Source organism: Burkholderia sp. LK4 (assembly GCF_001043615.1).
Taxonomy (GTDB): domain Bacteria; phylum Pseudomonadota; class Gammaproteobacteria; order Burkholderiales; family Burkholderiaceae; genus Burkholderia; species Burkholderia cepacia.
Genome location: NZ_LDUL01000061.1, coordinates 1 through 24,513, shown reverse-complemented (window position 1 = coordinate 24,513; position 24,513 = coordinate 1). Strand labels below are relative to the sequence as shown.

The 24,513-nt window shown below is 65.2% G+C and carries 18 protein-coding genes; 6 read left to right on the top strand and 12 right to left on the bottom strand.

What is annotated here, in order from left to right:
- The first annotated feature begins 193 nt into the window (after nucleotides 1-193).
- The 3 genes from VK92_RS27855 (at nucleotide 194) to VK92_RS27845 (ending at nucleotide 4,306) form a co-directional block, all read left to right on the top strand.
- Nucleotides 194-2,800: a circularly permuted type 2 ATP-grasp protein gene (locus tag VK92_RS27855; protein ID WP_048026059.1), complete on the top strand. Its 2,607-nt coding sequence runs from the start codon at nucleotides 194-196 to the stop codon at nucleotides 2,798-2,800.
- Nucleotides 2,794-3,849, top strand: coding sequence for a transglutaminase family protein (locus VK92_RS27850; RefSeq protein ID WP_048026040.1), 1,056 nt, complete (start codon nucleotides 2,794-2,796; stop codon nucleotides 3,847-3,849). Before VK92_RS27855 ends, VK92_RS27850 begins: the two co-directional genes overlap by 7 nt.
- Nucleotides 3,850-4,033: 184 nt before the next feature.
- Nucleotides 4,034-4,306, top strand: coding sequence for a hypothetical protein (locus VK92_RS27845; protein WP_048026041.1), 273 nt, complete (start codon nucleotides 4,034-4,036; stop codon nucleotides 4,304-4,306).
- Between the two features lie 75 nt (nucleotides 4,307-4,381).
- On the opposite strand, the gene pip is transcribed toward VK92_RS27845, so the two are convergent.
- Nucleotides 4,382-5,314 (bottom strand): prolyl aminopeptidase, encoded by a 933-nt coding sequence (pip, locus tag VK92_RS27840; RefSeq protein WP_021162091.1) that lies wholly within the window; start codon nucleotides 5,312-5,314, stop codon nucleotides 4,382-4,384.
- Nucleotides 5,315-5,541: 227 nt separating this feature from the next.
- Here pip and VK92_RS27835 point away from each other — a divergent pair, with 227 nt between their 5' ends.
- Both VK92_RS27835 and VK92_RS27830 read left to right on the top strand, forming a co-directional pair.
- On the top strand, nucleotides 5,542-8,835 hold the full coding sequence (locus VK92_RS27835; protein WP_197092558.1) for a DEAD/DEAH box helicase: 3,294 nt from the start codon (nucleotides 5,542-5,544) through the stop codon (nucleotides 8,833-8,835).
- A 111-nt stretch (nucleotides 8,836-8,946) separates the two neighbouring features.
- The gene (locus VK92_RS27830) at nucleotides 8,947-10,098 is read left to right on the top strand and encodes an acyltransferase family protein (protein ID WP_048026042.1); all 1,152 of its coding nucleotides are present in this window, start codon (nucleotides 8,947-8,949) and stop codon (nucleotides 10,096-10,098) included.
- A 36-nt stretch (nucleotides 10,099-10,134) separates the two neighbouring features.
- Here the strand turns inward: VK92_RS27830 and VK92_RS27825 are convergent, their stop codons facing one another.
- The 10 genes from VK92_RS27825 to VK92_RS27780 form a co-directional block, all read right to left on the bottom strand.
- Nucleotides 10,135-10,926, bottom strand: a complete 792-nt coding sequence (locus VK92_RS27825) for a multidrug ABC transporter ATPase (protein WP_226127122.1) — start codon at nucleotides 10,924-10,926, stop codon at nucleotides 10,135-10,137.
- A 272-nt stretch (nucleotides 10,927-11,198) separates the two neighbouring features.
- The gene (locus VK92_RS40785) at nucleotides 11,199-11,807 is read right to left on the bottom strand and encodes an HNH endonuclease (protein ID WP_082160925.1); all 609 of its coding nucleotides are present in this window, start codon (nucleotides 11,805-11,807) and stop codon (nucleotides 11,199-11,201) included.
- Nucleotides 11,807-13,120 (bottom strand): AAA family ATPase, encoded by a 1,314-nt coding sequence (locus tag VK92_RS40780; RefSeq protein ID WP_081075874.1) that lies wholly within the window; start codon nucleotides 13,118-13,120, stop codon nucleotides 11,807-11,809. The genes VK92_RS40785 and VK92_RS40780 overlap by 1 nt, the downstream gene beginning before the upstream one ends.
- 476 nt (nucleotides 13,121-13,596) lie before the next feature.
- Nucleotides 13,597-14,661: a 2-aminoethylphosphonate aminotransferase gene (locus VK92_RS27810; RefSeq protein ID WP_048026046.1), complete on the bottom strand. Its 1,065-nt coding sequence runs from the start codon at nucleotides 14,659-14,661 to the stop codon at nucleotides 13,597-13,599.
- Complete coding sequence (gene aepY, locus VK92_RS27805; protein WP_048026047.1) at nucleotides 14,661-15,842, bottom strand: phosphonopyruvate decarboxylase; 1,182 nt, start codon at nucleotides 15,840-15,842, stop codon at nucleotides 14,661-14,663. Before aepY ends, VK92_RS27810 begins: the two co-directional genes overlap by 1 nt.
- The gene (gene aepX / locus VK92_RS27800) at nucleotides 15,839-17,524 is read right to left on the bottom strand and encodes a phosphoenolpyruvate mutase (protein ID WP_048026061.1); all 1,686 of its coding nucleotides are present in this window, start codon (nucleotides 17,522-17,524) and stop codon (nucleotides 15,839-15,841) included. Before aepX ends, aepY begins: the two co-directional genes overlap by 4 nt.
- Nucleotides 17,524-18,288 (bottom strand): phosphocholine cytidylyltransferase family protein, encoded by a 765-nt coding sequence (locus tag VK92_RS27795; RefSeq protein ID WP_048026048.1) that lies wholly within the window; start codon nucleotides 18,286-18,288, stop codon nucleotides 17,524-17,526. Before VK92_RS27795 ends, aepX begins: the two co-directional genes overlap by 1 nt.
- 36 nt (nucleotides 18,289-18,324) lie before the next feature.
- Nucleotides 18,325-19,326 carry an HpnL family protein gene (locus tag VK92_RS27790; RefSeq protein WP_048026049.1) on the bottom strand — a complete coding sequence of 334 codons (1,002 nt, stop codon included), beginning with the start codon at nucleotides 19,324-19,326 and terminating at the stop codon, nucleotides 18,325-18,327.
- Nucleotides 19,323-20,132 carry a HalD/BesD family halogenase gene (locus tag VK92_RS27785; protein ID WP_048026050.1) on the bottom strand — a complete coding sequence of 270 codons (810 nt, stop codon included), beginning with the start codon at nucleotides 20,130-20,132 and terminating at the stop codon, nucleotides 19,323-19,325. The genes VK92_RS27790 and VK92_RS27785 overlap by 4 nt, the downstream gene beginning before the upstream one ends.
- On the bottom strand, nucleotides 20,129-20,809 hold the full coding sequence (locus VK92_RS27780; protein ID WP_021162080.1) for a CDP-alcohol phosphatidyltransferase family protein: 681 nt from the start codon (nucleotides 20,807-20,809) through the stop codon (nucleotides 20,129-20,131). The genes VK92_RS27785 and VK92_RS27780 overlap by 4 nt, the downstream gene beginning before the upstream one ends.
- A gap of 655 nt (nucleotides 20,810-21,464) precedes the next feature.
- On the opposite strand from VK92_RS27780, the gene VK92_RS27775 reads away from it, so the two are divergent.
- Nucleotides 21,465-22,979, top strand: a complete 1,515-nt coding sequence (locus VK92_RS27775) for an acetyl-CoA hydrolase/transferase family protein (protein WP_048026051.1) — start codon at nucleotides 21,465-21,467, stop codon at nucleotides 22,977-22,979.
- A 37-nt stretch (nucleotides 22,980-23,016) separates the two neighbouring features.
- Here the strand turns inward: VK92_RS27775 and VK92_RS27770 are convergent.
- Nucleotides 23,017-24,513: DHA2 family efflux MFS transporter permease subunit (locus tag VK92_RS27770; protein WP_048026062.1), on the bottom strand; the 1,497-nt coding region annotated here is incomplete at its 5' end.

Sequence of the window (24,513 nt, the reverse complement as noted above, 5' to 3'; positions counted from 1 at the left end):
GATGCGCGGTGTGCGGTCTCCCGGCGAATGGGGTGATGGCCGCCCCGCCGGAATGCTAGGATGCGGGCAGATCGCGGCCACGCGCCGCAGCAGCCTGCCGCTGGTGCGGCCGGGCGCATGCCCGGTTGCACCCTGAAGACGGAACGACACCGTGCCGCCCATGAACACCGACCATCTCGCCGCCCTCGACGCGATGCCCACGCTTTTCGATACCGGCGCGCAGCCGGATGCCGCGGAACTGGCCGCCGCGCTCGCGGCGCCGGCGGCGGCCGGCCGCTACGACGAACTGCGTGGCAGCGCGGCCGGCCTGAACGCGCCTGCGCTCGCGCCCGCGTGGCGCAGTTTCTTCACATCGATCGGCAGCGACGGCGTGGCCGACCTCGATCGCCGCGCCGACGCGCTGCACCGGCGCATGCGCGAGAACGGCCTGTTCTACCAGCTGCACGAGCAGCGCGCCGGTGACGGCGCGGCCGGCCCGTGGTCGCTCGACCTGCTGCCGCTGATCGTCACGCCCGAGGACTGGGTCGCGATCGAGCGCGGCGTGCTGCAGCGCGTGCGGCTGCTCAACGCGACGCTGGCCGACCTGTACGGGCCGCAGACGATCCTCGAGCGCGGGCTGCTGCCGCCCGCGCTCGTCACCGGGCACCCCGGCTACCTGCGCGCGATGCGCGGCGCGAGCGTGCCGGGCGACACCTGGCTGCACGTGGTCGCGTTCGATCTCGCGCGTGGCCCGGACGGGCAGTGGCGGATCGTCGCGCAGCACACGCAGGGCGCGGCCGGCCTCGGCTACCTGCTCGAAAACCGGCTGATCGTGTCGCGGCTCTTTCCGCGCGGGTTTCGCGGGCTGCGCGTGCAGCGGCTCGCATCCGCGTACCGCGCGCTGCTGCAGAGCATGCAGGCGCTCAGCCCGGCCCGCAAGAACTCGCGGATCGTGCTGCTGACGCCGGGGCCGCACAGCGCGACGTATTTCGAACACGCGTATCTCGCGCGCTACCTCGGCCTCACGCTCGTCGAAGGCGGCGACCTGACCGCGCGCGACAACCGCGTATTCCTGAAGACGCTGAGCGGCCTCGAACCCGTGCACGGCATCCTGCGGCGCGTCGACGACGCGTGGCTCGATCCGCTCGAACTGCGGCCCGATTCGATGCTCGGCGTGCCGGGGCTGCTGCAGGCCGTGCGCGCGGGCAATGTGCTGCTCGCGAACGCGCCGGGCTCGGGCTTCCTCGAATCGCCGGCGATGCTCGGCTTCATGCCGCGTCTCGCGGAAGGGCTGCTCGGCGAAACGCTGACGCTGCCGGCCGTGCATTCGTGGTGGTGCGGCGAGGCGGCCGCGTGCGACGACGCGTTGCCGCAACTCGCGCGCGCCATCGTGAAGGCATCCTATCCACCCGAGGTGCAGCCCGGCGGCCCGCTCGAGCCGGTGATCGGCGCGCGGCTCACGCAGGCGCAGCTGGCCGAGTGGCGCGCGCGGATCCTCGCGCGGCCCGAACACTACACGGTGCAGGCCGACCTGCCGCTGTCGCAGGCGCCGACCTGGCCGCGTCAGGACGCGCCCGACGGCCACGGCGGCGCGCGCATCGTGCCGAAGCCGGTGCTGCTGCGCGTCTTCGCGCTCGCCGACGGTGCGCAGCGCTGGCGGCTCCTGCCGGGCGGGTTGTCACGGGTCGGCACGCGCGACACGCTGTTCAATGCACCGATGCCGCGCGGCGGCAGCACCGTCGATACATGGGTGATGACCGAAGGCATCGTCGATTCGACGACGCTGCTGCAGACGCATCTCGGCCCCGACGACCTCGTCGAACGGCCGCGCGCGATCGCGAGCCGTGCGGCCGAGAACCTGTTCTGGCTGGGCCGTTATACCGAGCGCGCGACCAACCTGATGCGGCTCGCGCGCGCGGCGCTCGAACGGCTGCGCGGCGAGGACGACGTCGACAGCCCCGCCCACCTTGAGCTGCTCGACACGCTGTGCCGCGACACGGGCCTGATCGCGGCCGATGCACCGAACGCCGTCGATGCGCCGCGTGCGTTCCAGCATGCGCTCGCGACGTCGCTCACGCGCGGCGCGGATCGCACGTCGGGCATCGCGTCGTGCCTGTTCGGGATGCGTGGCGCGGCTGCCGCGATCCGCGAACGGCTGTCGAGCGACCAGTGGCGCCTGATCGACGACGCGACCCAGTTGTTCGCGGACAGCGCGGGCCAGCCGGAAGCCGAGGAGCAGATCGGCAACGACGCGCTGCAGTTGCTGGAGCGCCTCGGCCTGCTGCTCGGCGCGATCACGGGCGCGCAGACCGACAACATGACGCGCGACGACGGCTGGCGGCTGCTGTCGATCGGCCGGCAGATCGACCGGCTGGACTTCCTGTGCAGCGTGCTGAAGTGCGCGTTCGACGAAGGCGCCGTGCACCGGCAGGACGGCTTCGAGCTCGTGCTGGAGTTGTTCGACAGCACGATCACGTTCCGTTCGCGTTTCCAGCGCGGCTTCGATGTCGCGCCGCTGCTGTCGCTCGTCGTGCTCGATACCGACAATCCGCGCTCGCTCGGCTGGGTCGTGCAGGCGCTGCGGGGCCGGCTGACGAAGGTCGAGCGCAGCGAAGGTTATGCGTTGTCCGAACTGGCCGAGACGGTTCCGGACGTGCCCGCGTGGTCGCTGCACGAGCTGTGCGAAACCACCGACGGGGGCCGGCACGGCAAGCTGCTCGAAGCGCTCGACACGACGGCGAAGGCGGTCTGGGAACTGTCGAACCGGATCGGCGAGCGCTATTTCAGCCACGTACGCGAGGCGGGCAGGACGTTATGGTGACGACGAAGGGCGCGGGGAAAGCCCCACCGGGTTCCGGCGATGCACGGAACGCATCGGCATCGGCATCGGCATCGGCCGCGAAAGCGACGACCGCCGAGGTCGCGCCGGGCCGGTTGCTGCGCGTCACGCACGACACCGAATACCGTTACGCGGCGCGCGTCGAATCGGCGCAGCACCAGGCACGGCTGCAACCGCTCGCGACGCCGCGCCAGCAAGTGCTGTCGTTCGCGCTCGACATCGATCCCGCGCCGGAATCGGTCTGTACCGAGATCGACGCATTCGGCAACGCGCGCGCATCGTTCGCGTTGAACCTGCCACATGACGCGCTGCTCGTGCGCAGCCGCAGCACGGTACGCGTGACGCCGCCCGTTTGGTCGCGCGGTGCGCGCGGCGCGCCGCCGCCCGCCATCGCGCATCCCGACGCGAAACAGGCGACTGCGTGGGAAGCCGTGCGCGACCGCCTGCGGTTTCGCGCAGGGCAGCCTTACGACGCCGCGAGCGAATTCGTGTTCACTTCGCCGCATGTCGCGTGCGACGCCGAACTCGCCGCGTATGCGGCCGCGAGCTTTACGCCGCAACGGCCGCTCGTGCAGGCTGCCTGGGACCTGATGCGGCGCGTGCATGCCGATTTCGCCTATACGCCGAACAGCACCGACATCACGACGTCGGCGCTCGATGCGCTGCGCTTGCGCAAGGGCGTGTGCCAGGATTTCGCGCACGTGATGATCGGCGCGCTGCGCTCGCTCGGGCTGGCCGCACGTTACGTGAGCGGCTACCTGCTGACGCAGCCGCCGCCCGGGCAGCCGCGGCTGATCGGCGCCGACGCGTCGCATGCGTGGGTCGAGGTGTACGACCCGGCATGGCCCGAGGACAACGGCTGGCTGCAGCTCGATCCGACCAACGATCGCGCGCCGGGCGACGACTACGTGATGCTGTCGATCGGCCGGGACTACGCGGACGTGACGCCGCTGCGCGGTGTGATCCGCGGCGGCGGTGCGGATCAGGAGCTGAAGGTCGGTGTGACGGTGGAGCCGCTCGACACGCCGTAATGTCGCCCGATGCCGCGTGCCCGCGCGCATGGCGGCTTAAGTCTTCGTTAATACTGCACGCCTAGCATGGCCATGCCGGCGAACGGATCTGGCTCGATTCGGGCGCCGGCGGCACGCGCGGGTGCGTCGGCGTCACGGCGCCGCACCGTCGCGCAGGGCCATTCCCTTGCAACGGCGGCGGATCATGATCAAGACTTTCGACTACACGCTCGGCAGCGAGACGATTGCGCTTTGTGCGAGCTTCGGCGCGGGGCCAGCGTGGCGCCGCGTGCTCGTGAGCCGTGCGGATTCGATGGAGACGCTGGTGGTGCTCGACGCGCGCGGCCTGTCGGGCTTGCTGAAGGTGGCGACCGAAGCGCCGGAGGGGCTGCTCGACGACGCGATCCGCAAGGTCGGCGACGAGCAGCTCGTCGAGCGGGCGATCAGCGGCAGGGCGATCGTCGAAACCGTGCTTTGATTGCACGATGCGGCGCGGCGCAGCGTGTGCCGGCAGGCATGGCCGCACACGCCGCATCGCATCCTGTCGTGTCGGTTACGCCGCGAACCGGTCCGTGGCCGCGATCAGCGCCTCCAGGATCCCCGGTTCGTTGTACGCATGCCCGGCACCGGGCACGATCTCGAACGTCGCATCCGGCCACGCCTTCGACAGCTCCCATGCGGTGCGGGCAGGCGTCGCGACGTCATAGCGGCCCTGCACGATCACGCCCGGAATGCCGGCGAGGCGATGCGCGTCACGCAGCAACTGGCCTTCCTCGACGAAACCCTGGTTCACGAAGTAATGATTCTCGATGCGCGCGAACGCGAGTGCGTAGTGGCCGTCCGCGAAGTGCGCGGCGAGTGCGGGGTCGGGCAGCAGCGTGATCGTGCGGCCTTCCCAGATGCTCCACGCGCGCGCGGCTTCGAGCTTCGCGGCTTCGTCGTTGCCGGTCAGCCGGCGATGGTAGGCGGCCATCAGGTCGCCGCGCTCCGCTTCCGGAATCGGTGCAAGGAAGGCTTCCCACAGGTCGGGGAACAGCCACGACGCGCCTTCCTGGTAGTACCACAGCACTTCCGCGCGACGCATCGTGAAGATGCCGCGCACGACCAGCGCACTCACGCGCTCCGGGTGCGTTTCCGCATACGCGATCGACAGCGCGCTGCCCCACGAGCCGCCGAACACGAGCCACTTTTCCGCGCCGACCATCTCGCGCAGGCGCTCGATGTCGGCAACCAGATGCCATGTCGTGTTGTTCTCGAGGCTCGCATGCGGCGTCGAGCGCCCGCAGCCGCGCTGGTCGAACAGCAGGATGTCGTAGCGCTCCGGATCGAACAGGCGGCGATGGTCGGCGCTGCAGCCGGCGCCGGGGCCGCCGTGCAGGAACACGGCGGGCTTGCCGGCGGGGTTGCCGCAGCGCTCCCAGTAGATGCGGTGGCCGTCGCCGGTGTCGAGATGGCCGTGGGCGTAGGGTTCGATCGGTGGGTACATGGGAGGGGACCGTAAGGAAGGGTGGCAGGAATTATGCGCGAAATATTCTGCGGGTGATGCGGCATACCGGTCGTTTCGTCGTTTTGATGCGGTGCCGCGGCGACAGGCGGGGCGACGCGCTGGCGCCGGATTGCATGCTGGCCGGCGCCGTGCGTGGATCCGAGCGTTTGCGCTAATCTGCGGGTTCTGTCAAAAAAATACATAACAGGGCCGAAATGATTCGCGAAATGGAGGCGGTGCTCGACTACTGGCATAGCGTCGAATTTTTCAATAGCTACGATCTCGACGATCAACTTGAACAGGCACGCAGGCGTCGCCAGGATACGATCTGCATACATGCCGACGAGACCGCGCGCGAGTGCTGGGACGCCGCGATCGGACAACCAGGTGAACTGTACCTCGTGCCGTTCGACGTATCGCTCGCGACACGTCTGATCGAAGCGCATGTGGCCGAGCGCGCGACGGCGCGGACTGTCATCGAACGGATCCGCGACGAAGAGATGGCGCCCGAGGGGCTGACATGCTTCGCCAAATTATCGATCGGAGCAGGCGGGCGATCGAGCGGCGACGCGTTGAGCGTTTCCGCGTTGCCGTGGGCCCTCGGACGGCTGCGTGAGGGCGAATTGACGGATCTCACCGCGGTCGCATTCGACGCGGACGCCGCAATGCTCAAGCGGGAGTTCGACATGCTGCTCGGTGGCGGTATGACCGAGATCGACTGCGACATGCTGATCGAGATGGCGCGGCGTCTGCAAACATGGGCCGGCTTGGAGCCGGGCGACGGGCTGGTCGCATGGATGGCGATCAAGGCTGGCAACCACGGCAGGCCGGTGCGAGAGCGGCTTGCGGTGCCTCGCACGGACTGCGCGGTACCGCAAGCCGTGCCCGACGAGCCGGATGCGGCAGAGGGCGATGCGCAAGAGGACGACCCGGGCGACGTCCTGCCTATCCTGAACAGTTTTTACGTGCGGGATCTGGCAGACGCGCGGCGAACGCTCGATTCCGAATCGCCGCCGCGTGCGTTGCTTGCTTATTTGGCTGCTCGAGATTCATCGAAGACGGACCTCGATGCGTATCCGGCCGGCCAGCGGGAAATCGCCGATTCACTGCGTCCAATGCATGGTATCGCCGGGCGCTGGCCGTCGGCGCCCGCACACGTGCAGTCGCTGATGCAGCAGTATTCGCTGAACAAGATGAAGATGCTGCGCGTCGGCGACATCCTTGCCGTCAACGGTCCGCCTGGAACCGGCAAGACAACGCTGTTGCGCGATCTGATCGCGCATCTGGTCGTCGAGCGCGCGTCCGCGCTGGCCGCATTGCCGGATTGGCGGGCCGGCCTGTCGGGGGAAAGCGTCACAGTCGATTTCGGCGGGAAAGGCTATCAGGTTCCCGCGCTTTTGCCCGCGTTGACGGGCTTTGAAATCGTCGTTGCATCCACCAACAACGGGGCGGTCGAGAATCTGTCGCTCGAATTGCCGCAGAGCCGTCACGTCGATGCGGGCTTGCGAAGCCGGCTGTCCTACTTCGGTCCGGTTGCGACGAAATACGCGGGCAGTCACACGTCGAAGCCGTGGAAGCTCAAGGAGCCGGTGTGGGGGCTGGTTGCGGCTGCGCTCGGCAAGCGCGCCAATCGCTGGTTGTTCAGCAACATCTTCAACAACTATGCGGCAACGCCCGACGACAAGCCTGGCGACTTGTTCCTTTCCAACAGCGACGTCGATTTTTCGAGTTGGGATGCGGTCGGTGCGACGACTTACTGGCGCTACTTGCATCACTGGCGCAAGGGGGGCGTCGAACGCGTTCCGTTCCAGACTGCCCAGCGCAATTTCGACGCTGCGCTGAAACAATTCGAGTTCGCACAGCATGAGCTCGATCAGCTTGATGCGTATCTGAACGCGATTGAAGAGGCGTGGCCGCAGGTCGTTGAATGCTGCCCGGCCATCGCGCCGTTCAGCCGGTGCGGGCTGGAGCGGCAGCGCCGGATGCTCGACACGCACATCGATCGGTTCCACGAGGATGCGCGGCAGTTCGAGCGTCGACTTGGCCCGTCGTGGCTGCGCTGGGCGTCAAAATGGCTCCGGCGCGACGCGTATCGCGGCTGGATCGCGGCGACTCAAGCCGCGACCGTATTGCGCAGGGTCAGCGACGATTTCAGGGAAGCCGAGCAGATACAAGCGAAATACGATGTTCCGCTCTGGAGCGGTGAAGACCTCGCATTCGGCGCGGAAATCGAGCGGGCCCGTAGTCAGAAACGTGCGTTCTGGCAAACGGAAGCCCTCAATGCACTGAGAAACGAACTATTTGCTTCGGCGATGGCATTGCACGAGGCGTTTTTCCTGACCGTTCACGCGGAACAGCCACGCTTCAATGAACTCGTTTACGCATTGTCGAACCTGCTGTCGCGTCCGCCGATAAGCGGTGCGAGCACACTATGGCAGTGGTTTTTCATGCTGACGCCAGTCGTGTCAAGCACGTTCGCGTCGATTCGCAAGCAATTTGCCGGTGTCGGGCCTGAAGGGCTGGGCTGGCTGGTGATCGACGAAGCCGGGCAAGCGGTGCCACAGGCTGCCGTAGGGGCGTTGATGCGCGCGCAACGGGTCGTGGTCGTCGGCGATCCGCAGCAAATTCCGCCGGTCGTCATGCAGTCGACGCAATTACTCGCGAACCTCGGCGACCACTGGCTCGGCACGCGCCGCGCGCGCTACGCGGTTGACCATCATTCCGTCCAGACACTGGCGGACCGTGTGTGTGCATTCGGCGTGAGAAATCCGACGATGCCCGAACAGTTCATCGGTGTGCCGTTGATTATCCATCGGCGCTGCCACGATCCTATGTTCAACATCGCGAATGCGATCGCATATGGCGGGCGCATGTTGCATGAGCAGAAGACGTGGTCGACCGATGCGTATCTGCCTGCGCCGCATCCCGTACTGGGCGCCAGCGCCTGGTGGGACGTGCGTGGCGCGGCGGAGGCGGGATCGAAGTACGTCGCGGAACAGGGCGAGCGGGTATTCGACGCGCTGACGCGACTTTACCGGCAAGCGATGGATGAAGCGGGTGCGAGTACGATGCCCGACGTGTTCATCATCACCCCGTTCAGGCAGGTCAAGCACGGGCTCGTCGATCTATTGAGCGACCGCGAATGTTGGGAGCGTGCGCTGGCAGGCACCAGAAAACCCGTGCCGACCGACCTGGCGGAATGGATCAGGAAGTGTGTGGGAACGGTACACACGTTTCAGGGGAAGGAAAGCGAAGTGGTCTTTTTCGTGCTCGGTTGCGATTCGCGGCACGAAGGTGCGATGAACTGGGCATCGGCGGAGGCGAACTTGTTGAACGTCGCCGTTACGCGCGCGAAGAAATACCTTTATGTCGTCGGTGATCGTGTGCTTTGGGGAGAGAAGCGGCATTTCGAGGTTGCGCAGCCATTGCTGGAGCAGAACGTTCAACCGCCCGGTTTTCGGGCGGTGGGCGGCCGGGTGATGGAACGGCGTTCAGGCAGCGTGGTGCCCCCGGATTTTTGAAGCAATTTCATTCCGATATTTTTCATACAAAATCCCGGCGGCATATCGGCGTGCCGAAGCGAGGGCGGCGCTGGTCTGCTGCCCATCCACCGTGCCGACGGAAACCAGCCGATGAACCATCGCGTCACGCAGTTGACCGGATTGCGCGCCGTCGCGGTGGCGATGGTCGTGGTCGGACACGCCGAGCACGTGCTGCCCGGTGGCTACACGGGCTGGTACGCGCCGTTGCGGCTGATCGCCGACGGCCGGCTCGGCGTGCTGATCTTCTTCGTCCTCAGCGGCTTCCTGATCACCAACGTGCTGCGCGCCGAATTCGCGCGCACGGGCGGCATCGCGCTGACGTCGTTCTACGTGCGTCGCGCGCTGCGGATCTGGCCGGCCTGCTACGTCTACCTCGCGGCGGTCGCGATCGTGGCCTTCGCCGGCTGGTTCGACGTCGATCGCCGGCAGTGGCTGTATGCGGCGCTGCACCTGTGGAACTACTCGGCGTGGTTCGGACTGACCGGCGACAACGCGTTGCATCCGGACGGTGCGTGGTATCTCGGCCATTTCTGGTCGCTCGCGCTCGAGGAACAGTTCTACTGGTTCTGGCCGCTGCTGTTCGTGTACGGCATGCGCCGCGGCGGTACGCGCTGGCTGGCCGCGTTGATCCTGGTCGTGCCGCTGGTGCGCGCCGTCACGTACTTCGTGGCGCCCGCGCTGCGCGGGCAACTCGGGATGATGCTTCACACGGGCGTCGATCCGATCCTGATCGGTTGTTATGCGTCGCTCAACCGCGAACGGCTCGAAGCGTGGATCCGCTCGTGGCGCGGCGGGACGCGTATCGTGACGGCGATCATCGTGGTCGTGCTGATCGGCGGCCCGCTCGCCGAACATCGGTTCGGTGGCTTCTGGAATGCGACGTACGGCGTGACGCTCGAAGCCGCGCTGATCGCAATCGTGATCGTCGTGCTGAATTTCCGCAGCGAATTCTGGTGTGCGCGATGGTTGCGTGCGCAGCCTGTCGTGTTCGTCGGCACGATCTCGTTCAGCCTCTATCTGTGGCAGCAGCCGTTCGCGAATCCGGATCTGCCGGTTGCGCATGCGTTTCCGCTTGGGATCGTGTGGGCGCTGATGGCGGCGACGGCCAGTTACTTTCTCGTCGAGAAGCCGTTCCTGCGGTTGAAGGATCGGTATACGGCGCGTGAGGCGCGGCGAGGGCGGGAGGAAGCGCGGCGGATGCCGGCGTCGGGCGAGGCGATCGGGGCGAAGGTGGTGGAGTAGATGGGTGGGGCGGTGTTACTGCGGCCCCGCTTACCGTTATTTGAATCGCTTCTTTGAGGCAGGCGAATACCAGAAGTCCCGGTACATATCGCTCCCGTATGATTTGCCGTCGTATTTGACGACCGTGCGCACGGTGCGTTTTCCCGCGTCCGGTTGCTTATCGTCGTTGCTTTCCGCGTTCATCACGTGTGCCGTAATCGACAGGTCCGCAAAGCCGTTGTGCGACGTCTTCTCGACCGCAATCGTCATGCGGGCGGACTCGCTGCGCAGGTCACTGGTATCGGGGCCGCACGCGGTACCTGTGGTAGCAACCCAGCCATTGAGATTGGTGCCAAACACGGGGCGGATGCGAGCGCCTTCGCGAATCCACAGGGTCAGTTCGTTCTCCATGTAGGCATCCGGGCAGCTCGGTCCGTGCGCGGTGCTGCTGAACACGACACCAAACGCCCGCACATCGGGCGACAGCCGGTAGGGTGCTGTATCGATGCGATAGCTGTGCTCGCCGATCTGTATCGCCGCATCTTCCTGGATCACCGACTTTTCGGCCGCCATGACCTTGCCGCCTTCGACGAGCGCGACGACCTGCAGCTTGTTGCTTTTGTCCGGGTTCTTGCTTTGGGGAAGCGAATCGAATGCAACGGCCGCGACGGTCGTTTCGGGGGCATTCGGCATGACCTTGCATGCCGATGCGACGACGAGCCGGTTCGCGTCGCGTGCGGCGAGGCGTGCGCTTGCGACGCCGGCCCAGCGAGCGACCGAAACGACGGTCGCGTCGTCGCAAGCCTGGTTGTCTGCCGCCTGAACGGCGGTGGCGGCGGCGAGCGCCATCAGCGGGGCGAAGCGGAGGATTTTCGTAGTCACGATGGAAAGGGTTTTCACAGACTTTCGTTGCATCGATGGGTCGAATTCGCAACCCAGAGCCGTCGTCGGTAGCACAGTCACAGGGGCGACAGGGTTCAATTCGGTTGCAGGAAGTCCGTAATTGGCTCTCTTGTCGACCGACTGCACTTGACCGCGGAAAGTCGTCACTCAGAATACTTCAAGATTTTTAGTCCAGTCGCTTCAGATTCCTGCTTTACGAAGTAATCCATATTTGATGACTAACGGACAATTGGCGGATTCACGGGGTGTAAAAAGGCAGCACGAATGCCCGGAAAATTTGCGGGGTCAAGAAGTAGTGCGATTACCGCAGCTTCATTACGAAACACGGACATCCATACCGACCAGTGGCCCATGGCACGAGCCCAAGGTATGACGTCTGCCGGCGTCCTAGTGCCAGCCAGGACTTCATTCCTCATGCCCTTTGCTCGTTCGAATGCGTCGGTACGGTTGCTCATGGCACCTGGTCGATTTAGCCCGCACAGCTTCCTAGTCGCGACAGCGGCGGCTGTAACCGCACCAACGGTACCATTTGATCGATAGTGAAACACCTTATAGGATTCATTGTGATCCGGAAAAACATAGCCTTTTCGATCTGGATTGAATGCCTTTTTGAAATCTCTATTGCATGTTGGGCAGGCAAGTAATAAATTATCCCAATCAGTGATTTTTCCGGACTTGGATTTTGGTTCGACATGCTCTACATCAAGATCGCCGTCCTTTTTTTCACAATAGGCGCAGTAAGAGCCATATCGTGCTAGCAGATCAGCTTTGTAGCTCTGGTAAGTCGAATATTTTTTACTGTTTGGCAGGCGCTTAAGTGGTCGCATTATTTTTCGTCCATCTTAGAAGTATTGCGCTCGGCGCGAAGTAAAGCTACGAAAGCTGGGTCTCGATTGTAACGAATTTCAAATTCATCCAAACGAGCTTTCGCCTTGGCAATTTCTTCAGGATCTCCTCGTGGAGTGGTCTTGAGTAAAGTGAAATATTCCTCAGCAGCTGCAACTTGCTCAAGGTAATAGGGGCTGCGCTCCACGTCAGACATGCCCATATACTCCTCGGCAACTTCTGGGATACTTTTTTTCAAATAATCTCCCACATCTCGCTGTTGACCGGAGTCGAGATCGATTATGCGGGCATGTCGCAAACTTTGGACAACAAACGGAGAATGAGTGGTGAAAACAAATTGAAGTTTTGGAAAGGCGGCGTGTAATTTTTCGACAATGCAACCTTGCCATTTTGGATGCAGATGCATGTCGGTTTCATCCACTAAAGCCATGCCCGGAGATTCGCTGAAAACCTCCAGGCCAAGGTGGCGATTCAAAGAGTAAATCCGGTAGATAATATCAAGTCCCATTGAGAGGACGCTCTCGTAGCCACTGCTAAGGAGCGACACGGGACAAAATCCGCCCGACTCGTGGAAGCGGACGAAAATTTCGTTTGTCTCGGGGTCGTGACGAATGTCATCTAGCGGGCAATCCGCCGATTGAAAGAGTGATAGAAGACGGGATTTAACCAGAGTTAGGATGTCTCCGGTGTTTCCGATATTTTCGAGAGCTCTGCTTTGCAGTCCGGCGAACCAGCGCTCTGCTGCCCATTGACTGCTTTCTTTGTTTAGGGAATTAATATATCCCGCATTCAAATCTGCCAGAGCTCGCTTCAAGTTGGCTGTTTCTTTCTTTTGAGTGCCTAGTCTGGCAACTGAATAGTAACCCAAAAAAGGTCGTGTTACGTGAGTTCCTCGTTTCACTTCGGCGTACGCGTCCGCTCCTAGATGCTCAATCTGTCGGGCTTCAGATTTTCGAGTTTTCCCTGATAGAGATAGGCGGTCTCGGCACCAATCAATCACTTTCCCGTGTACCTCGCCCTTGGCGTTTAGTTCGGATGGCGTGTGATAGATACGTTGGGTTGAACCATCACTGTTGAAGCGAAGTTCCTGGCGGATGTCGTCATTTTTAATTGTCAATGAGCTTACGCCATCGACGCCCAAGAAGTAGCTGCCTGCCAGTATTGCGAGTGCATCCAAGATTGCTGATTTGCCGGTGGCGTTGTTGCCTAACAAAACTGTAATCGACGGGTGCAGGTCATACTCCGCCTGCTCGATTCCGTGGAAATTTCGAATTGCAATGTGATCGATGCGCATGCGTGACTAGGCTCAGTCAATAACTACGTTACTAAAATGTGTCGTCCACTGATTATCTCCTGAAATGAGGATTTGGACGAGGGTGGCGAGGCAGAACATGGACGTGGCCTGACCGAAGATGACGACGTCGTCGTGGAGCGCCTGCAAGGGGTGGGTCGCATAACGTTTGCGGTCTATCTGCGGGCGGTCCCGACGGTGCGTGTCCCACATCGTTCTTATCGCAGAGAGCAAGACTGTCGCCTACTTAAGACGCAGCACAATACCAACGATTCTTTGCGATTCTTGATTGATGTACCTAACGGGCGAGACGGCCGCTTACCGCTGTCGATCAACCGTCGGAGCGTTCAAGTAAAGTGTGGTGAATATGGGGGGCTTGCTGGCTGATGCCAATGTGTCAGGCGTTTCCGACAAATGTGCGACGAAGAAAAAAGGCCCTTCCGAGAAGGGCCTTTCATGGACGAAGGTGCGAGCGCCGCTTACCGCGTCAGCGCCGTGAACCCTTCCAGCAACCGCTCGACATCAGCCGCCTGAATCGCGCCCATCGTCGAGATCCGGAACAGTTCCTTCGACAGCCCGCCTTGCCCCGCGTAGATCACGAAACCACGCGCCTTCAAGCCGTCATGCAACGTCTCGTACGTCACACCCTGCGGCAGCCGATACGCGCGCAGCACGACCGACGATTCACCTTCCGGCAGCACGAGCGGCATCCCGCGCGCCGCCAGCCCGGCCTGAGCCTGATCGGCGAGCGCCTTGTAATGCGCACGACGCGCACGCCAGCCGCCAGCCTCGTCAAACTCGCGCAGCGCCTCGACGAGCGCGTAATACGCATGCACGGAAGGCGTGAACGGCGTATTGCGCTGATCCTGCAGCTTTGCCAGGCGACCGAGATCGAGGTAGTAAGTGCGGCTTGCAGCCTTCGCGAGCGCACTGCGGCGCACGATCACGAACGCCGCGCCCGGCACGCCGTGCAGGCACTTGTTCGCGGTCGCGGCCACCGCATCGATGTCGCCGCCGGCGAAGTCGATCGCTTCCGCGCCGAAGCTGCTGACGCCATCGACGAGCATCTTCACGCCGCGCGAACGGCACACCCCGGCAATCGCGCCGAGATCGTTCAGCCGGCCCGTCGTCGTCTCGTGATGAATCACGGCGACATGCGAGTACCCACCCGCATCGAGCCGTGCGGCGATCTGCACGAGATCGGGCGCCTGCATCCATTCATGCTTCAGCACCTCATGGGCGATCCCGTACTGCGTCGCGATCTGCGTGATCCGCTCGCCGTACACGCCGTTCTCGATCACCAGCAGCTTGCCGTCCTGCGGCACGAGTGCCGCGATCATGCTTTCCACGGCGGCCGTGCCCGAACCCGTCATCAGCACGGCGGCCCATTCGGCCGGATCGAGTTCGTACGCGGCAACGAGGCGCGCACGTGCTTCGTCCTGCAGATCGAAGAATTCGCTTTCGCGATGGCACAGGTCAGGTTGCAGCAGGCTGCGGCGCACGCGTTCGGTGAGCGTGACCGGGCCGGGGTTCAGCAGCAGCATCAATGGGCTCCTTCAACGTGGGCTTCGGTCTGCGCGGCGCCGATGTGCCGCATCAGACGGGTCTTGACCTCGACCGGCGTGACGGTCGGGCGGGGCAGGCCGTCGGGCACGCCGGTGCGGATCGCCAGGCGCACGAACTGCGCACCGTCGCTCGACCCGGCCAGCGCCGTATCGAGCACGTCGAGCGTGTCGCCTTCGACCGCCGACGCATAGCCGCATGCCGCCGCGACACCCGCGAACGACACGTGCTGCGACACCGTTGCCTGGCCGCCCGTCGATTCGTGCGCGCCGTTGTCGAGCAGCACGTGCGTGAGGTTCGCCGGGCCGTAGGTGCCGAGCGTCGCGAACGCGCCCATGCGCATCAGCGCGGCACCGTCGCCGTCGACCGCAACGACCTTCAGGTCGGGGCGTGCGAGCGCGAGGCCGAGCGCGAGCGGCGTCACGCAGCCCATCGAACCGACCATGTACAGCTGGTTCGGGCGATCGTCGATTGCGTAGAGTTCGCGGCCGCAGAAGCCGGTCGATGCGAGCACGACGGTCGAATCGACCGGCGTGTGCGCGATCACGCGCTGCAGCGCATCCTGGCGGGTCGGCCACGCTTCGGCCGACGCGGCGCGCGACGACGCTTGCGCGGCGACATGCGCGCGCGGCCTAGCCGCCGGGTTTGCCTTCAGCTCATACGGCGCGACGCTGCCTTTCTGCATCACGAGCGCGTACGGGCGGCCCGTCGCGTCCATGTGCGCGATCGCGCGGTCGAGTGCCGGGCCGACCTGTTCGGGGTCGGTCGGGAACGTCTCCCACGGGATCTCCATCGTGTCGAGCATCGCGGGCGTGATCGGGCCCATCAGCGCGTGCTGCGGCTCGTCGGATACGCCCGGCTGGCCGCGCCACGTGACGATCAGCAACTGCGGCAGGCGGAACGTCCAGGTCAGCGACGTGAGCGGGCTCACCGCGTTGCCGAGCCCCGAGTTCTGCATCATCGCGATGCCGCGCTTGCCGCCGAGCGTCGCGCCCGCGATCAGCGCGACCGCGTCGCCTTCGTTCGCGGCCGACACGTAATTCAGCGTCGGGTCCTGCAGCACGTAATTGATGAACGGCGTCAGGTACGAGCAGGGCACACCCGCGTACCAGTCGAAACCGCGCTCGCGCGCGGCCTCGACGAACTGTGTCGCTTCGATCATTGCGCGCCCCCGTTGCCGGTGCCCGGTTCGGACAGCGGCGTCTGGCCGTGCGCGAAGTCACCCGCGCGGCGGAAGTCTTCGAGATCGTTCACACCGCGCCAGTGGCCGTGCACGTACTGCACCTCGATCTTCTCGCCGGCGGCGATCAGTTCGTTGAGCAGCGACGGGATGTCGAGCGTGTCGAAATCGTCGCGCGCCTGCAGCGTCGCGAGCATCGCCTTCAGGCGCTCGACACCGGCACCGCGCACGTTCAGCAGGCCGATCCAGCGGCCGTGCGGCGTGCCCGTGGCGACGTCGCTCGATACGCGTTGCAGGTAGGTCTTCTGGCCGAACAGGCCGCGATCGTCCGCCGCCGAGCACAGCGCGAAATCGCGCACGCTCTGGTTGGTTTCCGTCAGCGACGAATCGACCACCACGCTGAACTCGGCCTCGCTCTCCGCGAGGTCGCGCACGATGTAGCTGCGGAACAGCAGGTCGCCGTACGAGATCACGGTGTCGCCGGTCAGGCGTTCGGCCGCACATGCGAGCGACGCGAGTTCGCCCGTCTGCGCATGGCGCTCGTTGACCACGAGCTTGATGCCCGACGTGTCGATCGCGTCGGCGCGATAACCGCCGACCACGGTGATGTCGTTCACGCCGTGCGTCTTGAAGCCGTCGACGAGCCAGCGCAGCAGCGGCTTGCCGGCGACCGGCAGCATGACCTTCGGCTTGTCTTCGGTCACGGCTTCGAGGCCCTTGCCGCGGCTCGCGGCGAGCACGATCGCCGCGTTCGACGCGCGCGACGACGACGACAGGTAGATGCGCTCGGCCGCCGAGTATTCGTCAGCGTCCTGCAGGCGGAAGATCTCGTTGACCGATGCCACGCGGTCCTCGACGTTGATCAGCGTTTCGCTCTCGTGGATCTCGCGCGCGGTCGCCTGCATCGCGGATGCCGACGCGCGGATCAGGTGGTTCGCCCAGATCACGGTGCTGATGCCGGCCTGGCGGAACACGTCGGTCGGCGTGCTGTAGTACTTGGTCGGTACGATCACGAGCGGCGCCTTGCCGCTCCATTCTTTCGCGAACTGCAGGATCTCGTCCGGGCGCGACAGCTTGCTGTGGATCAGGATCGCGTCGGCACCGGCTTCCGCATACGCGTTCGCGCGGCGCAGTGCCTCGTCCATCCCCCAGCCTGCGATCAGCGCTTCGACACGCGCGACGATCGAGAAGTCGGGATCGGTCTGCGAATCCTTGCCGGCCTTGATCTTGCCGCAGAATTCGTCGATTTCCGCGAGCGGCTGGCGCTCGCCGCCGATGAAGCTGTTGGTCTTCGGGAACTGCTTGTCCTCGATACAGACGCCGGCGATGCCACGCTGCTCCAGCTTCTTCACGAGGCGGCGCACGTTGTTGAAGTTGCCGTAGCCGGTGTCGCCGTCGAGCAGGATCGGCAGGTCGCTCGCGTCGGCCATGAATTCGAGCACGTCGACGACCTGGGTCCAGCTCGCTTCGTTATTGTCGCGCACGCCGAACTGCGCGGAGATCGCGAGGCCCGACGCCCAGATGCCCTTGAAGCCGGCTTCGCGGACGATCCGTGCGGACAGGCCGTTGTGCGCTTCCATCAGGAATTCGAGGTCGCTGCTGACGAGCATGCGGCGCAGGCGTGCGCTGCGCGATTCGGTGAAATTGGGTTCGCGTGCGTTCATCATGCAGCTCCTGCGGTGGTGCGTTGAATCAGGGGGAGGATTTCTTGCGTGGCGCGGGCGACGTCGTTCGGGAAGTCGATCTCGATCCACGGCGAACCGGTGACGTCGGCGACGTCGAACGAATGACCGCCTTCGAGCAGCAGGTCGCGCACGGCTTCCTCGTGCGGCATGTTCGCGCGGCCGCTGTCGACGTAGCCCGCGACGATCTTCGCGAGGCGGCGCGCAGTGCCTTCGGTGAAGCGGAAGAAGCCGACCGATTCGCCGATCGTGTCGTACTCGAGGTCGACCGCGAGTTGCTTGCGCAGCTCGACCGGCACGCCGTTCTTCAGGCACAGCTTGACGGGTTCGTCGCCGGCCTCGAAGTCGCGGTCGATCAGCAGGCGATCGACCGCCTTGTCGGAATCGGCCACCAGCGCATGCAGGATGTTCTCGTCATACAGCACGTCGGCGTCCATCAGCAGCACGTCGCCGCCGCGCGTCATCGCATCGGCGACGGTATGCACGGTCAGCACGCTGCCGAGGTCGTAGCGGTCGTTGATCACGATCTCGGCCTGGCGGCCGAGGCGCTTCAGTTCCTGCTCGACCTTCTCGGCCTGGAAGCCGAGCCCGAGCACGATCTCGTCGACGCCGGCGGCGTCGAGTACACGCAGATGGCGCTCGAGCAGCGAAACGTCGTCGAAGCGCAGCAGGCACTTCGGGAACTGCGCCTCGGGCGGTTGTTGCAGGCGCAAGCCGAGGCCTGCCGCAAGAATGATGGCTCGCATGGGTTCTCCAACCAAAAAGCCGGCGGATCTGAACGATCAGTCGGCGAGCGGCTGCGGCGCACGGCGCCGCTGCCAGTTTCTTTCACTGAAATGCAGATAGAGCAGGCCGGGCAGGCCGAGCGCGAGTTCGCGCGCGCGCTTCGCGAGCGACAGCGCGAGCGCCGCGTCGGGCGGCAGTCCGACCAGCGGCGCGAGCAGCAGGTAGCCGCCTTCCTGCGCGCCGAGCGAGCCCGGGATCGCGAAGGCCGCGCCACGAATGGCCTGGCCGACGCTCTCGAGCAGCAGCGCGTCGAGCCAGCTCACCGGGTGCCCGAGAAAGTGCAGCGCGAGCCACACTTCCGCGGTGCCGACGATCCAGCCGACGAGACTCAATGCGAACGTCTTCGCGACCTTCGCACGATCGCGGTACAGCGCGCCGACCGCGTCGTCGATCGCGTCGGCGCGGGTTGCCAGCGACGACCAGTCGCGCGGGCCGAGCAGCTTCGATGCGAGGCGCAGGCCGCGGCCGAACAGCCCGCGCCGCTGCGCCGCGTAGAACAGCGCGGCGAGGGCGCCGAGCACGCCGGTCGCGATCAGCGCGGGCGTGCGCAGGTGCGCGACCGATTCGTGCGTGGCATACAGGCTGAACGCGGCGATGCCGATCAGCGCGAACGCCATTTGCGCGAGCGCCTGCATCGTCGTGCTGACGGTGACGGCGGCTGCCGCGTCGGCCATCCGCGTGCCGCGCTGCGCGAGGTGGCGCACCATCAGCACGGGGCCGCCGATCTGCCCGGCGGGCAGCAGGCTGTTCACCGATTCGCCGACCCAGCGCGCGCGCAGTGCATTGCCGAGCTCGGCGCCGGGTTGGCCGCGGCGGAACATCACGGAGATCGCCATCGCGTCGATCACGAGCGGCACGACGTGGAACGCCGCGACGAGCGCGAGCCCCCAGCCGGCCGCGAGGAACGTGGACGCGACCGCGCCGACGCCCTGCCATGCGAGGAGTGCAACGAAGAGTGCGGTCCCGAGGGACAGCAGGATCAGGCCGGCGCGTGTCATGACCCGGTCGTGCGCCGCGCTGCCAGTTGCTTGAACACCTGGCGGAAACCGAAATACGCGATCGCGTCCTTCATGTTCGAGATGAAGCGCTTCCACGGCCGCATGCCGGGGTTCGTCACGTATTCGAAGGTGAGCGACACGCGCATCTCGTTCTGGCCCAGCGGCGTGATGCGGTGGCGCAGCTTGTCGCCATCGAACAGCACGATGCCGCCGTCGGCGATCTGGACGGAGCCCGGTTCGTCGGCCACGTCCGGGTTGCGCGTGTGCAGTTCGTAGTCGAGCCGGCACGACGATTCGTCGATCACGCCGATCAGCAGCGTGTAGCGGCGGCCGTCGTAGTACGACGTGTCGTAGTGCCAGCCGATGTGGTCGCCGGGCTTCGTGTAGTAATACAGCGCATACGCGTGCGGATCGTCGTCCGGCGACAGCATCAGCTTGTCGCCCGTGACCTTCTCGAGGAAGGAGATGAGTGCCTTCGAGCGATACAGCTCGGCGATGTACGGCGCCTGCTCGTCGATCGTATGACGGCTCACGCTGCCGCCCTGCTTGTGGCCGGGCAGGTAATTGCGGTTCAGGCCGGCCTGCATCGCGCGGGCGGCATCCGCGAGCTTCGCGTGCGCGTCGGCCGGCAGGAACGCGTCGAGATACAGGAACGAGCCCTGGCGCGTGTAATCGCCGCGCAGGTTGTCGAGGTCGAGGCGGCCGACGCAGTCGGCCACGGTGCGATCGGGATCGGCCGCGGCCGCGCGCGCAGGCGCGGGGCGTGCCGGGCTCAGCACGGAGTCGTCGCGCGTGCTAGGAGTCATTTGGAAGCCTGGATTTCAGTTGGATTCTGCGCGACGTTGCCGCGCCGGACGATGCGCCACCAGTCGATCACGACCCATGCGGCGAAGAGCGGGGCGCCGATCGACGCCGCGAGCAGGAACGGCTCGACGCCGTCGAAGAGCGTCACGAGCGGCAGCAGGTACAGCACGTCTTCGGTTTCGAAGCCGCCGGCGAACGCCTGCTTGGTGCCGGCCTTGCCGGCGATCGATTCGATCCGCATGCGCAGGAAGAAGATCAGCGCGACGGCGGCGCCGGCCACCGCGCCGAGCAGCACCGGCGACGCGGCCATCTGGCCGCCCTGGGCGACGATGCCGAGGCCCATGCTGACGAACAGCGCGATCGTGACGAGCGCGTCCGCCGCGAGGTCGTAAAAATGACCGATCTTGCTGGATTTCCCGCTGATGCGGGCGAGCTCGCCGTCGGTGTGGTCGACGAAGTTCGACAGCACGATCAGGAACGCGCCTGCGTTGCTCCAGCCGAAGCCGCCGTGCGCGAGGCACCAGGCGCCGGCGAGGCCGATCAGCAGACGAACGGTGGTGAGGTGATTCGGGGTGACGGGCGTGTCGACGAGCGGTCGGACAAGCGAGCGCGCGAGCCGCGCATCCCAGGTGCGTGGCAGGGGCGGTTCGGAACGTGTGGCGGTTTTTCTTTGGTCCATCGGCGAAATATATACGGAATTGTAATTTGTTGCTTTTTATTCGATCAATGTCCTGACATGAGGGAGTGTTACCGCGTCTTGCGACGATCGGCCGACCGAAAAACGCGTGCGCGAAAGGGCGGCTGAACGGGGCTGCGGGATCCGTATTCCAGTGTGGCTCGCATGGCGTGCCTGTCAAGGACGGACGGGCCTCGGAGGCCGGTGCGGCGGTGTTTTTCGCGCATCCCGGCGGGGGACGCGCGGCGCGTGCGAGCTTGACGTGCATCAGGCCGGCACAACCGGCATCAGGTGACAATTGGCCGCGCCGGATACGGCATCGACCATTGCCGATCGACAGGCGATGAATCGCAGTGGAAATCCGTCGATTGACGTGTGCGGATTGGTGATCGTCGACCGGTCGTTGTGTCCGATACTTTCGTGCACCTTTCATGTGCATTCGAATTGAACGGGGCGCCTGTCACAGAACGGCCGTTCGATACGCGGCAAATCCGGCAACGATCTTTTTCATACGGTGGACATTTCGCGGCGACCGCCTCTGAGATACTCCGACCATGCCTGTGGTGCCGGCCGCCCGTCGCGGCCACAAGGGCTTCATGTCGCTCAGGAGACACCCCCAGCGACGTCAACGACAGACCAGAGCATCAGAAATCCAGCCATGTCTTCATCACGCATCCTCGCTCCCGCCCTGCGTTCGCTCGTCCGCACCGCCGACGAAGCCGCCGCGCTGATCCGTCCCGGCATGACCGTCGCCATGAGCGGCTTCACGGGGTCGGGCTATCCGAAGGCCGTTCCGGCCGCGCTCGCCGCCCACATCGACGCGGCCCACGCGCGCGGCGAGGACTTCCGGATCAACGTGCTGACGGGCGCGTCGACCGCACCGGAACTCGACGGCGCGCTTGCCCGCACCAACGGCATCTCGATGCGCCTGCCGTACCAGTCCGACCCGACGCTGCGCGACAAGATCAACGGCGGCGAAGTCGACTACCAGGACGTCCACCTGAGCCACGTCGCGCAATACGCATGGTTCGGGCTGTACGGCGATCTCGATGTCGCGATCGTCGAAGTCGCGGGCATCCGCGAGGACGGCCTGCTGATTCCGTCCGCCTCGATCGGCAACAACAAGACGTGGCTCGAACGCGCGAAGCACGTGATCCTCGAAGTCAACTCGCGCCAGCCGCTCGGCCTCGACGGGATGCACGACGTCTATTACGGCACCGCGCTGCCGCCGCACCGCAAGCCGATTCCGCTGACGAAGAGCGACGACCGGATCGGCGAGCCGTATCTGCGCTGCCCGGCCGACAAGATCGTCGCGATCGTCGAGACCGACGCGCCGGATCGCAGCAACGCGTTCTCCGCGCCGGACGCGACGTCGAACCAGATCGCGCACCAGCTGATCGATTTCCTGCGGCACGAAGTGAAGCGCGGCCGCCTGCCGGAAAACCTGCTGCCGCTGCAGTCGGGCGTCGGCAACATCACGAACGCGGTGCTCGCGGAGCTCAGCTCGGCCGGCTTCTCGAACCTGACCGCGTACACCGAGGTGATCCAGGACGGCATGCTCGACCTGCTCCAGGACGGCACGCTGAGCTTCGCGTCGGCCACCGCGCTGTCGCTGAGCCCGGCCGCCGTGCAGCGCTTCGCCGACGAAATCGCGACGTTCCGCGAGAAGATCGTGCTGCGCCCGCAGGAGATCAGCAACCATCCGGAACTCGTGCGCCGTCTGGGCTGCATCGCGATGAACGGGATGATCGAGGCCGACATCTACGGCAACGTGAACTCGACGCACGTGATGGGCACGAAGATCCAGAACGGCATCGGCGGCTCGGGCGACTTCGCGCGCAACGGCTACCTGTCGTGCTTCATGTCGGCGAGTACCGCGAAGGGCGGCGCGATCTCGCGGATCGTGCCGATGGCGAGCCACGTCGACCATACCGAGCACGACGTCGCGGTGGTCGTCACCGAGCAGGGCCTCGCCGACCTGCGCGGCCTGTCGCCGAAACAGCGTGCACGCAAGGTCATCGCGACCTGCGCGCATCCCGACTACCGGCCGATGCTCGAGGATTACTTCGAGCGTGCGTCGCGCGAGAGCTTCGGCAAGCACACGCCGCACCTGCTCGCCGAGGCGCTGTCGTGGCACGAGCGTTACGTGCGTACGGGAACGATGAAGGCCTGACGGTCCGGCCTGCGACGGGCGCGCGCCCGTCGCATCGTCAATCCATCGCCGCGTGCGCGATCTCCACGCTCGCCGTTTTCTGCGGCGGGCGGATCAGCAGCAACAGCGGAATCATCAGCAGCGTCGCGACGAACATCAGCTTGAAGTCGTTCAGGTAGGCGATCATCGATGCCTGCTGGTTGATCGTGCGGTCGAGCAGCGCGATGTCGAGACGGCTGCCGGCCATCGCCTGCACGGCCGGGTTGAACGGCGTGATCTGCGCGGCGAGATCGGCGTGCGACACCTGCGTGTTGCGCGTCATCAGCGTCTGCACGATCGAGATGCCGATACTGCTGCCGATGTTGCGCATCAGGCTGTAGGTGGCCGTGCCGTCCGCACGCAGGTCGGGCGGCAACGTCGAGAACGACAGCGCGCTCAGCGGCACGAACACGAGCCCCAGCCCGAAGCCCTGCACCACGCCCGGCCACACGATGTCCGCTTCGGACAGCACGACCGTGTACTGCATCATCTGCCATAGCGCGAGCGCGGAAATCGACAGCCCCGCGAGCAGCAGCATCCGCGCATCCACGTATTTCAGCAGCCTGCCGACGAACAGCATCGCGATCATCGTGCCGGCGCCGCTCGGCGCGGTGACGAGACCCGTCGTCGCGACCGGGTAGCCCATCAGGTTCTGCAGCATCGGCGGCAGCAGCGCGCGCGTCGCGTACAGCACCGCGCCGACCACGAAGATGAACAGCGTGCCCGTCGCGAAGTTCGGGTCGCGCAGCAGTTCCGACTTGAAGAACGACGCCTTGCCGACGGTCGCGGTATGCACGAGGAAGAACGCGAAGCTGAGCGTCGCGACGATCGCCTCGATGCGGATCTCGTACGAGCCGAACCAGTCGAGCTGTTCGCCGCGGTCGAGCATCGCCTGGAACGCGCCGATCGCGAGCGCCAGCGTCGCGAAGCCGAACGCGTCGAATTTCACGTGCGGGCGCGGCGCGCGGGCGGGCAGGAAGGTCATCACGCCGGCCAGCGCAAATGCGCCGATCGGCACGTTGATGAAGAACACCCAGCGCCAGTTGTAGCTGTCGGTGAGCCAGCCGCCGAGCGTCGGGCCGAGGATCGGGCCGACCATCACGCCCATCCCCCAGATCGCCATCGCCTGGCCTTGCTTCTCGCGCGGGTTGATGTCGAGCAGGATCGACTGCGACAGCGGCACCAGCGCGGCGCCGAACACGCCCTGCAGCAGGCGGGCGCCGACGATCTGCACGAGTGTCTCGGACAGCCCGCACAGCGCGGATGCGACCGTGAAGCCCGCGATCGACACGATCAGCAGCCGCTTCACGCTGAGCCGGTCGGACAGCCAGCCGGTGAGCGGTGTCGCGATCGCCGCCGCGACGATGTAGGAGGTCAGCACCCACGTGATCTCGTCCTGCGACGCGGACAGCGTGCCTTGCATGTGCGGCAGCGCGACGTTCGCGATCGTGCTGTCGAGGGTCTGGATCAGCGTGGCGAGCATGATCGACAGGGTCAGCATCGGCCGGTTCAGGGC